The sequence below is a fragment of the Methylobacterium sp. ME121 genome (assembly GCF_000974725.1).
GTDB classification, from domain to species: Bacteria; Pseudomonadota; Alphaproteobacteria; order Rhizobiales; family Beijerinckiaceae; genus Methylobacterium; species Methylobacterium radiotolerans.
This window is the reverse complement of sequence record NZ_BBUX01000004.1, coordinates 112,872-126,381: the sequence shown is the minus strand read 5'-3', so window position 1 is coordinate 126,381 and position 13,510 is coordinate 112,872. Positions and strand designations below refer to the sequence as shown.

Sequence of the window (13,510 nt, the reverse complement as noted above, 5' to 3'; positions counted from 1 at the left end):
CCCGGATCCGAAACGGTCGGCGAGCCCGCTGCGCGGACGCGATCCGCGCTGCTGCCCCCTCCCTCGACCTCCGCGCGATCACGCGGCGGGAGCAGGCTTGATCTCCCCGCGGACGCGGCGTCCTCGCCCGCGTCGAGCCTCCGCCAAGCGTGATCGGCGCCCCAAGTACCGCCTGCGGACGCGAGGATGGAGCGGCGGCGTCGAGCGCGACCGCGAGGTCAGGCCATGACTTCATCCGCCAGGGATTCGGCTGCCCTCCGCGATGACTGGATACACGGTGGCCGGCTTATTCTCGCTGCGGATCCCGATCCATCGGATCACGCGGCAATCCATGCCTGGATCCTGGAGTTCATCGAGGTCGGCGGGGAAGGCCCCGATCAGGACGGGATCCGAGACCTGATCGACCACAGCCTGAACTTCGAAATTCCGGTCCGGGCGACCGGCCGCGTCCGGCAATCCTTGATCGCTACTGTGTGGGCGCGCCTCGCGGCGCGGGCTTCGCCGCGTCACGGCCGATGAGGCTGACCGGACTGCGCCTCGCGCGCCGCTGGAGCGTGCCGCCATCAAAAGAAAAGGGGCCGCCTCACGGCGACCCCTTTCCCCCGTCATGCGCGGTGGCGCGGACTTAGAAGTCCATGCCGCCCATGCCGCCGCCCGGCATGGCCGGAGCGGGGCTGTCCTTCTTCGGCGCGTCGGCGACCATCGCCTCGGTGGTGACCAGCAGGCCGGCGACCGAAGCCGCGTCCTGCAGAGCGGTGCGCACCACCTTGGCCGGGTCGACGATGCCGGCCTGGATCATGTCGACGTACTCTTCGGTCTGGGCGTTGAAGCCGAAGGTCTCCGAGGAGGTGTTGTCGGTGATCTTGCCGACCACGATCGACCCTTCCACGCCCGCGTTCTGGGCGATCTGGCGGAGCGGGGCCTCGAGAGCCTTGAGGACGATCTTGATGCCGGCCTGGACGTCCGGGATCTCGGACTTCAGCTCGGCGACCGCCTTCTTGGCGCGCAGCAGCGCGGTGCCGCCGCCCGGGACGATGCCTTCCTCGACCGCCGCGCGGGTGGCGTTGAGGGCGTCGTCGACGCGGTCCTTCTTCTCCTTCACCTCGACCTCGGTCGCGCCGCCGACGCGGATCACCGCGACGCCGCCCGCGAGCTTGGCCAGACGCTCCTGCAGCTTCTCACGGTCGTAGTCCGAGGTGGTCTCCTCGATCTGCGCCTTGATCTGCGAGATGCGGCCCTCGATGTCGGACTTCTCGCCGACGCCGTCGATGATCGTGGTGTTTTCCTTCTCGATGCGCACGCGCTTGGCGCGGCCGAGCATGGGGAGCGTCACGTTCTCGAGCTTGATGCCGAGGTCCTCGGCGATCATCTGGCCCTTGGTCAGGATCGCGATGTCCTCGAGCATCGCCTTGCGGCGATCACCGAAGCCCGGCGCCTTGACGGCCGCGACCTTCAGGCCGCCGCGGAGCTTGTTGACGACGAGCGTGGCGAGCGCCTCGCCCTCGATGTCCTCGGCGATGATCAGGAGCGGCTTGCCGGTCTGAACAACGGCCTCGAGCACCGGCAGCATGGCCTGGAGCGAGGAGAGCTTCTTCTCGTGGATGAGGATGTAGGGGTCCTCGAGCTCGGCGACCATCTTCTCCGCGTTCGTGATGAAGTACGGGGAGAGGTAGCCGCGGTCGAACTGCATGCCCTCGACGACGTCGAGCTCGGTCTCGGCCGTCTTGGCCTCCTCGACCGTGATCACGCCCTCGTTGCCCACCTTCTGCATGGCGTGGGCGATCATCTCGCCGATCTCCTTGTCGCCGTTGGCGGAGATCGTGCCGACCTGGGCGACCTCGTCGGAGGTCGAGACCTTCTTGGCGCGCGAGGTGATGTCCTTGACGGCCGCCTGGGTGGCGAGGTCGATGCCGCGCTTCAGGTCCATCGGGTTGATGCCGGCGGCGACGTACTTGGCGCCCTCGCGGACGATGGCCTGGGCCAGCACGGTCGCGGTGGTGGTGCCGTCACCCGCGATGTCGTTGGTCTTCGAGGCCACTTCGCGCACCATCTGGGCGCCCATGTTCTCGAACTTGTCGGCGAGCTCGATCTCCTTGGCGACCGTCACACCGTCCTTGGTGATGCGCGGGGCGCCGAAGCTCTTCTCGATCACGACGTTGCGGCCCTTCGGGCCCAGCGTCACCTTCACCGCATCCGCGAGGATGTCGACGCCGCGCAGCATCTTATCGCGGGCGTCGGCGGAGAAACGAACGTCTTTCGCTGCCATTGTGTGCCTCTTAGCTACTGGTTGAACCCCAAGGCCGGGACGGCCTCAAAGGGCGATGACGGGTGATCCGATCAGAGGGCGACGACGCCCATGATGTCGGATTCCTTCATGATCAGGAGGTCCTGACCGTCGATCTTGACCTCGGTGCCGGACCACTTGCCGAACAGGACGCGGTCGCCGGCCTTCACGTCGAGCGCGTTGACGCGGCCCTGCTCGTCGCGGGCGCCGGGGCCGACGGCGACGACTTCGCCCTCCTGCGGCTTCTCCTTGGCGGTGTCCGGGATGATGATGCCGCCCTTGGTCTTCTCTTCGCTCTCGATGCGACGGACGACCACGCGGTCGTGCAGCGGACGGAACTTCATGAGCTGCCCTCTTGCTTCAGGTCTGGAGTTGGCGTTGATGCGGCCGGCGGGACCGCTCGCGAACTCGACTGTTAGCACTCTGTCTCGGCGAGTGCCAAAGACGGCCGCGAGATAGGCGCGGGCGGGTTCCGAGTCAAGGCTGTCGCACCCCCGCGCGACGGTGCGATGACGCGCCGGCGGCTCCTTTCCCCCTCATGGATAACGCGCTCTCATGCTGAGCCTGCACGGACCCGAAGGCCCGGTGGCGCTGCAACCCGGCAGGCCGGTCGCGCGCGACACCGTGTGGCTCGACCTGAACGATCCCACGCCGGAAGAGGCCGCGGCGGTCGAGGCCGCGACCGGTCTGCGCGTGCCGTCCCGGGCGGCGCTCTCGGAAGTGGAGACGTCGAGCCGCCTGCGCCGGGTGAAGGGCGGGCTCTCGCTCTCGACGCCGATGATCACCTTCGAGCAGAGCGCGTCGCAGCTGAAGCCGCTGGGCTTCCTGCTGACCAAGGATCACCTCGTCACGATCCGCTTCCACGAGCTGCGCGCCTTCGAGACCTCCGCGAAGCGCATCGCGGACGGCGACGGCAGCACGACACCCAGCGAGATCTTCCTCGTCGTCCTGGAAGAGCTGGTCGACAGCCTCGCCGACGCCCTGGAAGACATGGGATCCGAGCTCGACACGCTCTCCACCCGCATCTTCGACTTCGACGTCCGCGGTGCCGAGCGGCGGCGCCTGGAGCGCCCCCCGCCCCGGCGCCGCGATCTCGCCCTGCGCCGGATCCTGCGCGGCATCAGCAACCGCGGGAAGGTTCTGGGAAAGATCCGGTCGAGCCTGCTCGGCCTCGAACGGATCATCCCGTTCGTCGCCGCGGCCTGCGACGGCCTCGGCCTGCCGGAGGATTCCCGCTTCGAGACGATCAAGCGGGACATCGAGTCCCTCGACGAGTTCGAGACGCGGCTCGCCGAGAACGTCCAGTTCCTGCTCGACGCCGCCCTCGGCCTCATCACGATCGAGCAGAACAACGTCTTCCGGGTCCTCACCGTGGTCTCGGTGGTCGGCGTCCCGCCGACGCTGATCGCGTCGATCTACGGCATGAACTTCAAGCACATGCCCGAGCTGGATTGGGCTCTCGGATATCCCTACGCGCTCGGCCTGATCCTTTTGAGCGCGGTCGCGCCGATCATATACTTCCGCATGCGGGGCTGGTTCTAATATTGACCGAAAAATTATAGCATTGGAAACACCACATCGCATCTCAGCCGCCGAGGGCGGCGCCGGTCCGGACACGAGCACAGAGCGGACACGGCGTCGCAAGCATTCGTTCGATCTTCGCCCGCGCTTAACCTGAACGAATTCCGAAATAAGCAATTCATTAACGATGCGGCGCTAGACCCGGCGCGGGGGAACGCGAGCGGGACCATGTTCAATCGTACTGTCTTCAACGAGGCCCAGGCCAAGATCGACGCCCTGGACCGCTCACTCGCGATCATCGAATTCTCGATGGACGGGACCGTCCTCCACGCGAACCAGAACTTCCTGCGGCTGATGAAGTACAGCCTCAGCGACGTCCAGAGCCGGCATCACCGCATCTTCGTGGACAAGAGCTATGCCGAGACCGCGGAGTACGCCGCGTTCTGGGACAAGCTCAAGGACGGTCAGTACGTCACGGGCGAGTTCCTGCGCCTCGACAAGGAGGGCGACTCGGTCTGGCTCGAGGCGACGTACAATCCCGTCCTCGACGCGCGGGGCAAGCCGATCAAGGTCGTAAAGTTCGCCGCGGACATCTCCGCGAAGAAGAAGGAGATCAACCGGCTCCTGACGATGATCGACAACGTACCGGTGGCCGTCATGACGGCCGACCTGAAGGACAACTTCAAGATCGACTACATGAACGCCACGTCGCGCAAGACGCTCGGCACGATCGACCAGCACCTGCCGGTCAGAGTCGACGACATGCTCGGCCGCTCCTTCGATATCTTCCACAAGAACCCGAGCCACCAGCGCACCATGCTGGCGGACGCGAGCCGGCTGCCGCACAGCACCAAGATCAGGGTCGGGCCCGAGACCCTCAACCTGCGGGTCACGGCGGTGAACGACGAGAAGGGGCAGTACCTCGGCCCGATGCTGACCTGGGCGGTGGTCACCGCGCAGGTGAACATGGAGACCGACGTCAAGCGCGTCGTGAAGGCCGTCGGCTCCGCCATCCAGGAGATGCAGAGCTCGGCCGAGGGCCTGATGCAGTCAGCCGAATCCGCGCGCCACAAGGCCTCGTCGGTCGCGTCGAGTTCCGAGCAGATGAACGGCGCGATCCAGGAGATTTCCGGCCAGGTCGGGCGGGTCTCGGAGCGCGCGCAGCAGATCGCCGCCCAGGCGGGGACGACCGACGCGACCATGCGCCAGCTCGCCGAGAACGCCCGCAAGGTCGACGCGGTGGTGAGCATGATCAAGTCGATCGCCGACCAGACCAACCTGCTGGCGCTGAACGCCACGATCGAGGCGGCGCGGGCCGGCGCCGCCGGACGCGGCTTCGCGGTCGTCGCCTCCGAGGTGAAGGCGCTCGCCGAGCAGACGGCCAAGGCGACCGGCGAGATCACCCAGCAGGTCTCGGCGATCCAGAGCGCCACCGGCGACGCCGTCGGCGCCATCGAGATGATCACCGCGGCGGTGGACGAACTGTCCAAGCTTACCCTGGCGATGGCGAGCGCCGTCGAGGAGCAGGCGGTCTCGACCCACGAGATGGCGGGCAATATCGGCGGCGTTTCCGAGGCCGCCAACGCCACCGGTCAGCTGGCGCAGACGGTCCAGGGCATCGCCGAGAGCCTCGCCGGCCACTCGACGAGCCTGTCGGAGAGCGTGATCCGCTTCATGAAGACGGCCTGATCCGCGCGGCTCAATCCCGGGCGAGCTGCGCCCGGCCGATGGCGAAGACCCGCCCGTCGCCGAGGAGATGGGCGGTGAACCCGTCGGGGAACAGGCTCTCGATCGCCCTGTCGCGGACGTTCAGGCCGCCCGCGTAGGCTCCGAAGGCCGGCATGACGAGGCGGGTGCCGTCCGTGACGAAGCAGCGGCGGCGCACCGCCCGCCCGCGCATCGCCACCTTCCCGCAGGGATGGAGATGGCCCGCGATCTCGCCGGGGACGGGCTCCGGGCTCGGCTCGTGGCGCAGGACGAGGCCGCCCAGCGTGAGCGCGTCGGCGTAGCGGCCGCCCACGCCCTCGTTCACGGCCGCGTCATGGTTGCCGGCGATCCAGACCCAGTCCCGCCCCTCCTGCAGGGCCGCCACCAGGGCGCGGTCGCCGGGCTCCATGCGCTCGGGACCGCGGGCGTCGTGGAAGGAATCGCCCAGCGCGACCACGCGGGCGGGATCGTGGCGCACCACCGCCTCGTGCAGGCAGGCGAGCGTCTCGCGGGTGTCGTAGGGCGGCAGGAACTGGCCGGAGCGGGCCGCGTAGGACGAGCCCTTCTCCAGGTGGAGATCGGACACGATCAGCGTCCGGTGCTCCGGCAGCCAGAGGCCGCCGCAGAGGTCGAGCACCAAGGTCTCGCCCGCGAGAAGCAGGGTGGGGTGCTTGTGAGTCTTCTCGAGTCTCAGGCCGGCCGCCAAGATCGCATCCTCGGTGTCGTCGGGGAAGGGCGGATCGGCGGTCAGGACAGAGCCTCTTGGAGAAGCTCCGCCTCGGCCTCGGCCAGGATCTCGTCGGCGCCCTCGCCGTAGACCCGCTCGCGCCCGATCTCGAGCATCACGGACACGGAGAGCGGCGAGACCCGGTCGAGAGACCTGTGGATGATTCGCCCCTGGATGCGCTCTAGCATCATGCCGAGGCGCCTCACGTCGAGGAGTCCGGTTGCCGCATCCTGCCGCGCCGCCCGCAGCAGGAGGTGGTCGGGCTGGTGCTTGCGCAGCACGTCGTAGATCAGGTCGGTCGAGATCGTGACCTGCCGGCCGGACTTCTTCTGACCCGGATGGTGGCGCTCGATCAGGCCGGCGATCACCGCGCACTGGCGGAACGTGCGCTTCATCATGGCGGATTCGTCGAGCCACGCCTCGAGGTCGTCGCCCAGCATGTCGACCGCGAACAGGTCGCCGATGAAGTCCGGATCGATCGCGGCGCGCTCCGAGACGTCGCGGGTCGACCAGATGGCGATGCCGTAATCGTTGGCCGCGAAGCCGAGTGGCCGCAGGCCGGCGCGCTCCAGGCGCCGGGTCAGCAGCATGCCCAGCGTCTGGTGGGCGAGGCGGCCCTCGAACGGGAAGGCGGTCAGGTAGAAGCGCTTGCCCCGCGGGAACGTCTCCACGAGGAGGTCGCGCTCGCCCGGCAGGACCGAGCGTCGGCGCTGCTGCAGCAGGTACTCGCCGATCTGCTTCGGCAGCCGGTCCCACGCGAACGGGTCGGCGATGAGCGCCCGGACCCGCGCGGCCAGGAAGGTCGAGAGCGGGAACTTTGCGCCCGCGTAGGACGGGATCGCCGGATCGGTGCCGGCCGGCGCGCGGGTGACGAGGCACTCGTCCTCGGAGAGCCCCTCGAACCGCAGGGTCTCGCCCGCGAACAGGAACGTGTCGCCGACGGTGAGCGTCTCGGCGAACTCGTCCTCGATCTCGCCGAGCACGCGGCCGGTCTTCGGCAACACCGTGCCGGGCTTGCCGCGCAGGGTCCGGCCGAGCCGGACCTTCACCCGCGCCGCCTCCACGATGGTGCCGACATTCATCCGGTAGGCCTGCGCGGTGCGGGCGTCGCGGACGCGCCAGAGCCCGTCCGGCCCGCGCAGGATCTTCGCGAACCGCTCGTAGGCGCGCAGCGCGTAGCCGCCGGTCGCGACGTAGTCGACGACCTGCTCGAACGCTTCCCAGGAGAGACCGGCGTAGGGCGCGGCCGAGACGATCTCGTCGTAAAGCTCGAGCGGGTCGAAGGCGTCGGCGCAGGCCATGCCGAGCACGTGCTGGGCGAGGACGTCGAGGGCGCCCTGGCGGGCGTCGGGCGTGTCCTGCGCGGCCTCCTCGACGGCGTCCAGCGCCGCCTGGCACTCCAGCATCTCGAAGCGGTTGCCCGGGACGAGGTAGGCCTTCGAGGGCTCGTCCATGCGGTGGTTGGCGCGGCCGATCCGCTGCATGATCCGGCTCGCCCCCTTCGGCGCGCCGACATTGACCACGAGGTCGACGTCGCCCCAGTCGATGCCGAGGTCGAGGGTTGCGGTGCAGACGATCGCGCGGAGCTGCCCTGCCGCCATGGCGGCCTCGACCCGGCGGCGCTGCTGGGCATCGAGCGAGCCGTGGTGGATCGCGATCGGCAGCGCGTCCTCGTTGAGCCGCCACAGCTCCTGGAACGTGTACTCGGCCTGGAGCCGGGTGTTCACGAAGACAAGCGTGGTCCGGTGTTCCTTGATGAGCTCGTAGATTGCCGGCATCGAGTGCCAGGCCGTGTGGCCGGAGATCGGCAGCGCCCGGCCGAGGTCGAGCATGCGAAGATCCGCCTTCGCGCCGCCGGCCACCGTGACGAGGTCGGCCATGGGCGTCTCGACGGGGGCCCTCTCCCCCGCGGGAGAAAGTCGCGAGGAGGCCGAGCCTCCTCCCGGAAGGCTCCGACCCTCACCCTTTCCCACTCCTGCACCGGCAAGGGGGTCCCCGTCATGTTCCGCAGCCGTATGACCCTCGTCGCGATGCGATCCCGGTTGCCCGCTCGCAGAGGGAGGAGGGGGGAGCGGCCCCTGCGGCACCAGATACTTCCGCAGCTCGTCCGGCTCCCGCACCGTCGCGGAAAGCCCGATCGCCGCCAGTCCCGGGCTCAGCCGGTGCAACCGCGCCAGCGCCAGCGCCAGCAGGTCGCCGCGCTTCGAGGTGACCAGCGCGTGCAGCTCGTCGAGCACCACGCAGCGCAGTCCGGCAAAAAACTCAGCCGCCTCGCGGTGGGCGATCAGCAGGGCCAGCTGCTCGGGCGTGGTCAGAAGGATGTCCGGCGGCCGGCTGATCTGGCGGGTGCGCTTGTGGGCCGGCGTGTCACCGGTGCGGGTCTCGACGCGCACCGGCAGCGCCATCTCGGCGATCGGCGCGTCGAGGTTGCGGGCAATGTCCACCGCCAGCGCCTTCAGGGGCGATACGTAGAGGGTGTGGAGGCCCGCCGCCTTCTTCTGCGGCCCGCGCTCGGCGAGGTCGACGAGACTCGGCAGGAAGCCGGCCAGCGTCTTGCCGGCCCCGGTCGGCGCCACCAGCAGCGCCGAGCGGCCGGCGCCGGCGATCCGCAGGAGATCGAGCTGGTGCGACCGGGGCGCCCAGCCGCGGCCCGCGAACCAGGCGCGGAATCCTTCCGGCAGGATCTCGGACGGGACGCTCAGGCGAGCGCCATCAGGAAGCGGTCGATCAGCTCCAGCGCCCGCTCGCTCATCGGGCTCGGGTAGCGGGCGAAGACATGGCAGCCGCCGGGATAGATCGCCGTGTGTCCGCCATTGCCGGCCGCGGCCCAGCGCGCCGACATGTACAGCGTGTCGTCGAGGAGGGGATCGGCGGTGCCGATGGTGAACAGGGCGGGCGGCAGGCCCTTCAGGTCGGCGTAGATCGGCGACACGTCCGGCCGGCGCCGGTCGATGCCCTCGCGGACGTAGCCGTCGGCGAACTTGGTCAGGTCGCGGGTGTTCACGACCAGCCGCTCCTCGCCCCAGTTCCGCACCGACGGGGTGAGGCCGAGATCGAAGAAGCCGGCGTTGAGGTTGGCGCCCCGGAAGGCCCGCGGGAGGTTGTGTTTGTCGCGCAGCCGCAGCAGCACCATCACGGCGAGGTGCGCGCCCACCGACTCGCCGCCGATGGTCAGGGCGTGGATGCCGAACTCGGTCTTCCCCGGACCGGCGAGCCAAAGGGCCGCGGCCTCGCAGTCGAGCAGGGCCGCCGGATAGGGATGCTCGGGGGCGAGGCGATACTCGACCGACAGGGCGACGAAGCCGCAGGTGTCGGCGATGCGCTCCAGCCAGGGATCCTGCTCGTCGGCGGAGCCCCAGACCCAGCCGCCGCGGTGAATGTGCAGGTAGGCGCCGCGCAGCTTCACGCCGGGCTTGGGCCGGACCACGCGGAGCTTGAGCGGACCGCCCGGCCCGTCGATCGTCAGCCACTCCGCCCGGGCGCTGTGCGGCATGGCGGGGGCCGCCTTGGTGCCCAGACGGCGGCGCTCGCGAACCTCGGCGATCGGCAGCGACCAGGGATCGGGCAGCGCGGCGTGCGCCGCGACGATCTCGGCATTGAGCCGGAGCGTCTCGGGATCGATCGTCGCCGGGTCGAACAGGGCGTGGTCGATCATCGTGCGTATGGTCCCGTCGGCACTCAGAGCCTCTCACACCAATCCCGGTTCCCGGGAGTTCTCCCTTTGGTCGAGGCCGCGCCGCGCGAGTCGCGCGTCGCAATCCACCCCGTCCCGCATCTTGGCGCGCGCGACGCCGCTTGCCATGTGCACGGCGCGCGAGAAACCCGCCAACGCCTGATCCGCGCTCGGGTTTCGAAGCGGTGTGGTGTGCCGGCCACGGTTCCGCCCGCTTCGTCGCCGATCCGAGGGCCCTGAGGCTTCACGAGGACGCAATGCTCGTCGATCACGACCGGCGCCGGCAAGGCTATCAGCAGGGCGCCCCGCCGAACGCCCCCTACGGCGCGGAGGGCTACCGGTCCCATCCCTCCGCGCTGCGGCGGTTCCTCGGCGGCTCGCCCGCCGGCGTGTTCCTGCGGCTGCTGTTCCTGTCGGTGCTGGTCGGCGCCTTCATGTCGATGCTCGGCCTGACGCCGGGGCGGCTGTTCTGGCACGTCTACGATTCGGCGCGGGCGCTGGTGGAGGTCGGGCTCGCCTCGCTCCACGATTTCGGCGGCTGGATCGTCGCCGGGGCGATCGTGGTCGTACCGCTCTGGCTGATCGCGCGCCTCTTCGCCGTCTCCCGCTGACGGAGTCGGGGGCCGATCCGACACGGTCGCGCCCCGACGGCCCGGCGCGCCGTGGGTTCGGGCAGATCGGCCGCCCGCCATCGCAACCCGCCGATGCGATCACCCCGCTTTGCGCGGAGGGCTCGGCTTCTTAGCGTGCGGCATGATGCACACCGTCGCCAGCTCGGCCCGCCCGACGAACCGCCGCGTCCTGGCCCTGGCGCTGCCCATGACGATCGCCAACGTCACGACGCCGATGCTCGGCTTCGTCGGCGCGGCGGTGATCGGGCGGCTCGGCGACGCGGCGCTGCTCGGCGCCATCGCCCTCGGCGCCGTGATCTTCGACGCGATCTTCTGGTCGTTCGGGGCGCTCCGCATGGCGACCGCCGGCCTGACCGCGCAGGCGGTCGGCGGACGGGACGACGCCGAGGTCGACCGCATCCTGGCGCGGGCGCTGGCGGCGGGCGCCCTGATCGGCCTCGTCCTGGTGGCCCTGCAAGGCCCTCTCGCGCAGCTCGCCTTCGCGATCAGCGGGGCGAGCGCGGCAGTCATCGCCGGTCTCGCGACTTACTTCCACATTCGCATCCTGTCAGCGCCCTTCGTGCTGGCGAGCTACGGCGTGCTCGGCTCGGTCCTGGGGCGCGGGCGCACCGATCTCGGCCTGCTGCTGCAGATCGCCATCAACCTGACCAACGTCGCGCTGACGCTCACCCTGGTCCTGGGCTTCGGCCTGGGCCTCGCCGGCGCGGCGCTGGCGACCCTCGGCGCCGAGGCGCTCGGACTCGGCCTCGGGCTGACCCTCCTGGCGCGGCTCGGCTCCCGGCCCTTCCGAGTGCCGCTGCGCGACCTCCGCGACGCCGCGGCGCTGCGCCGGACGCTCAGCGTCAACGGCGACGTCATCCTGCGGACGCTCGCGCTGATCACCGGCATCGTGCTGTTCTCGGCGCTCGGCGCCCGGCAGGGCGACGTGGTCCTGGCCGCGAACTCGGTCCTGTGGAATCTCTTCCTGATCGGCGGCTTCTTCCTCGACGGCTTCGCCACGGCGGCCGAGACCCTGTGCGGCCAGGCCGTCGGCGCCCGGGACCGGGAGGCGTTCGACGCGGCCGCCGCCCTGAGCCTGCGCTGGTGCCTCGGCTTCGGCCTCGCGGTCAGCCTAGTGTCTCTGGCGGGCGGCCCGGCCTTCATCGATGCCGTGACCACGAACGGTCCGGTCCGCGAGGCGGCCCGGTCCTACCTCGTCCTCGCCGCCCTGGCGCCGCTCGCCGCCGCGGCGCCCTTCGCGTATGACGGGATCTATATCGGCGCGACCTGGACGCGGGCGATGCGCAACCTCATGGTGTGCGCGCTCGCCGCCTACTGCGCGATCCTCGCGCTGGTCGAGAGCCTGGGCTTCGGCAATACCGGGCTGTGGCTCGCCTTCGTGAGCTTCCTGGGCGCCCGCGGTCTCGGGCAGGCGATCGCCTTCCCGCGCCTCGCCCGGGACACGTTCCGGACGCCCGCCCCGGCCGCCCTCGAACCGGCAGCCTAGGCGGCAGCCGCGCGCGCACTGAGGCCTGCTAGCGCGGGTCCTTCCAGGTGGTGGGCTGGGCCGGCGGCGCGGCGCGGGCCACGGAGCCCGTCGTCCGCGGCACGACCGCCTCCGCGCGCCGCGGATAGGAGCGGCGCGGCGCTGCGTAGCCGTAGCGGCGGCCCCGGCGGACGTGGCGGCGCCCGCGCTCCGTCGAGTTCCCGACGAAGCCGCCGACCACGGCCCCCGCGACGGCGCCGATCGGCCCGCCGACCAGCGCCCCGGCGACCGCGCCGGAGCCGACGCCGAGGGTGGTCCGGCTCTGGGCCCGGGCCGCCTCGGGTGCAGCCAATGTCCCGAGCAAGGCGAGGGTGACCAAGACTTTGCGCATCGTAGAGATCCCGGACTCCGAGAATTGGTTTCGGTCGGCCTTTAAGCGGCGGAACATGACCAAACCGGGGCTTCGATCTGCGGAGAGACGGCGCGGTATCAAACCGCGCGGGGACTCACCCGCCCCGACCTTTAGGGTGTGGCGCGGCCGGGTTCGTGCTTTAGGGTGCAGCGCAACGACGGGAGGCCGCGCGACGGCCCAGGAGGGAGAAGCCGATGGCCACGACGACCGATCTGCGCCTGCGCCGGAGTGTGCTGTACATGCCCGGCTCGAACCAGCGGGCGCTCGACAAGGCCAAGACCCTGCCGGTGGACAGCATCATCCTCGACCTCGAGGACGCCGTCGGCCCGGAGGAGAAGGACATCGCCCGCGAGCAGGTCTGCGCCGCGGTGAAGAGCGGCGCTTATGGCAGCCGCGAGCTGGTCATCCGGGTCAACGCCCCACAGACCCCGTGGGGCGAGGCGGATCTCCACGCCGCCATCGAGGCCAAGCCCGACGCGATCCTGATGCCGAAGGTCTCGTCCCCGGCCGTGCTGGAGAGCATCGCCGACCGGCTCGAATCCCTCGACGCGCCGGACGGCATCGCGATCTGGGCGATGATCGAGACCCCGGCCTCGATCCTCAACATCCAGGAGATTGCCCGGGCGAAGCGCGACCCGCGCAACCGCCTGACCTGCCTCGTCCTCGGCACCAACGACCTCGCCAAGGACACCTGGGCCAAGATCGTCCCCGGCCGCGTGCCGATGCTGCCCTGGATGATGATGGCGCTGGCCGCAGCCCGGGCGGAGGGGCTCGCGATCCTCGACGGCGTCTACAACGACATTGCCGACACCGAGGGCTGCCGCGACGAGTGCCGGCAGGCGCGCGACCTCGGCTTCGACGGCAAGACCCTGATCCACCCGACGCAGCTGGAGCCGGCCAACACGTCCTTCGCCCCCACCGAGGAGGAGGTGCGCCGCGCCAAGCTGGTGATCGAGGCGTTCGAGCGCCCGGAATACGCCAAGCGCGGCGCGATCAAGCTGGAGGGCCGGCTCTACGAGCGGCAGCATCTCGGCGTGAACCGCCGGGCGGTCACCTGGGCCGAGGCCATCAGGGCGAAGGGGTTCTGAG

Annotated in this window: 12 protein-coding genes; 6 read left to right on the top strand and 6 right to left on the bottom strand. The window is 70.1% G+C overall.

Translation table 11 applies throughout. The features are described 5' to 3' along the window. Nucleotides 1-225 precede the first annotated feature (225 nt). Nucleotides 226-519 (top strand): hypothetical protein, encoded by a 294-nt coding sequence (locus ME121_RS33305; protein WP_046154841.1) that lies wholly within the window; start codon nucleotides 226-228, stop codon nucleotides 517-519. A 106-nt stretch (nucleotides 520-625) separates the two neighbouring features. Here ME121_RS33305 and groL read toward each other — a convergent pair whose 3' ends face one another. Together groL and groES are read right to left on the bottom strand one after the other, a co-directional pair. Next, nucleotides 626-2,266: a chaperonin GroEL gene (groL, locus tag ME121_RS05435; protein WP_059408461.1), complete on the bottom strand. Its 1,641-nt coding sequence runs from the start codon at nucleotides 2,264-2,266 to the stop codon at nucleotides 626-628. Between the two features lie 71 nt (nucleotides 2,267-2,337). Beyond that, on the bottom strand, nucleotides 2,338-2,628 hold the full coding sequence (groES, locus tag ME121_RS05430) for a co-chaperone GroES (protein WP_012317542.1): 291 nt from the start codon (nucleotides 2,626-2,628) through the stop codon (nucleotides 2,338-2,340). A 211-nt stretch (nucleotides 2,629-2,839) separates the two neighbouring features. Here groES and ME121_RS05425 point away from each other — a divergent pair, with 211 nt between their 5' ends. Then, nucleotides 2,840-3,826: a CorA family divalent cation transporter gene (locus ME121_RS05425; RefSeq protein ID WP_029358410.1), complete on the top strand. Its 987-nt coding sequence runs from the start codon at nucleotides 2,840-2,842 to the stop codon at nucleotides 3,824-3,826. Nucleotides 3,827-4,033: 207 nt separating this feature from the next. Beyond that, nucleotides 4,034-5,494, top strand: coding sequence for a methyl-accepting chemotaxis protein (locus ME121_RS05420; protein WP_059408460.1), 1,461 nt, complete (start codon nucleotides 4,034-4,036; stop codon nucleotides 5,492-5,494). A gap of 10 nt (nucleotides 5,495-5,504) precedes the next feature. Here the strand turns inward: ME121_RS05420 and pdeM are convergent, their stop codons facing one another. The 3 genes from pdeM to ME121_RS05405 are packed head-to-tail and all read right to left on the bottom strand — an operon-like array spanning nucleotide 5,505 to nucleotide 9,894. After that, the gene (gene pdeM, locus ME121_RS05415; protein ID WP_024831082.1) at nucleotides 5,505-6,218 is read right to left on the bottom strand and encodes a ligase-associated DNA damage response endonuclease PdeM; all 714 of its coding nucleotides are present in this window, start codon (nucleotides 6,216-6,218) and stop codon (nucleotides 5,505-5,507) included. Between the two features lie 41 nt (nucleotides 6,219-6,259). Beyond that, nucleotides 6,260-8,941 (bottom strand): ligase-associated DNA damage response DEXH box helicase, encoded by a 2,682-nt coding sequence (locus tag ME121_RS05410; RefSeq protein ID WP_059408491.1) that lies wholly within the window; start codon nucleotides 8,939-8,941, stop codon nucleotides 6,260-6,262. After that, nucleotides 8,938-9,894 carry an alpha/beta hydrolase gene (locus ME121_RS05405; RefSeq protein ID WP_012317547.1) on the bottom strand — a complete coding sequence of 319 codons (957 nt, stop codon included), beginning with the start codon at nucleotides 9,892-9,894 and terminating at the stop codon, nucleotides 8,938-8,940. Before ME121_RS05405 ends, ME121_RS05410 begins: the two co-directional genes overlap by 4 nt. Before the next feature lie 275 nt (nucleotides 9,895-10,169). On the opposite strand from ME121_RS05405, the gene ME121_RS05400 reads away from it, so the two are divergent. Both ME121_RS05400 and ME121_RS05395 read left to right on the top strand, forming a co-directional pair. Next, nucleotides 10,170-10,523 carry a DUF6460 domain-containing protein gene (locus tag ME121_RS05400; RefSeq protein ID WP_012317548.1) on the top strand — a complete coding sequence of 118 codons (354 nt, stop codon included), beginning with the start codon at nucleotides 10,170-10,172 and terminating at the stop codon, nucleotides 10,521-10,523. 142 nt (nucleotides 10,524-10,665) lie between these two features. Further along, nucleotides 10,666-12,030: an MATE family efflux transporter gene (locus ME121_RS05395; protein ID WP_024831079.1), complete on the top strand. Its 1,365-nt coding sequence runs from the start codon at nucleotides 10,666-10,668 to the stop codon at nucleotides 12,028-12,030. Between the two features lie 28 nt (nucleotides 12,031-12,058). Here ME121_RS05395 and ME121_RS05390 read toward each other — a convergent pair whose 3' ends face one another. Beyond that, nucleotides 12,059-12,400 carry a YMGG-like glycine zipper-containing protein gene (locus ME121_RS05390; protein ID WP_012317550.1) on the bottom strand — a complete coding sequence of 114 codons (342 nt, stop codon included), beginning with the start codon at nucleotides 12,398-12,400 and terminating at the stop codon, nucleotides 12,059-12,061. 215 nt (nucleotides 12,401-12,615) lie between these two features. Here ME121_RS05390 and ME121_RS05385 point away from each other — a divergent pair, with 215 nt between their 5' ends. Next, on the top strand, nucleotides 12,616-13,509 hold the full coding sequence (locus ME121_RS05385; RefSeq protein ID WP_012317551.1) for an HpcH/HpaI aldolase/citrate lyase family protein: 894 nt from the start codon (nucleotides 12,616-12,618) through the stop codon (nucleotides 13,507-13,509). The last annotated feature ends 1 nt before the right edge of the window (nucleotide 13,510 follow it).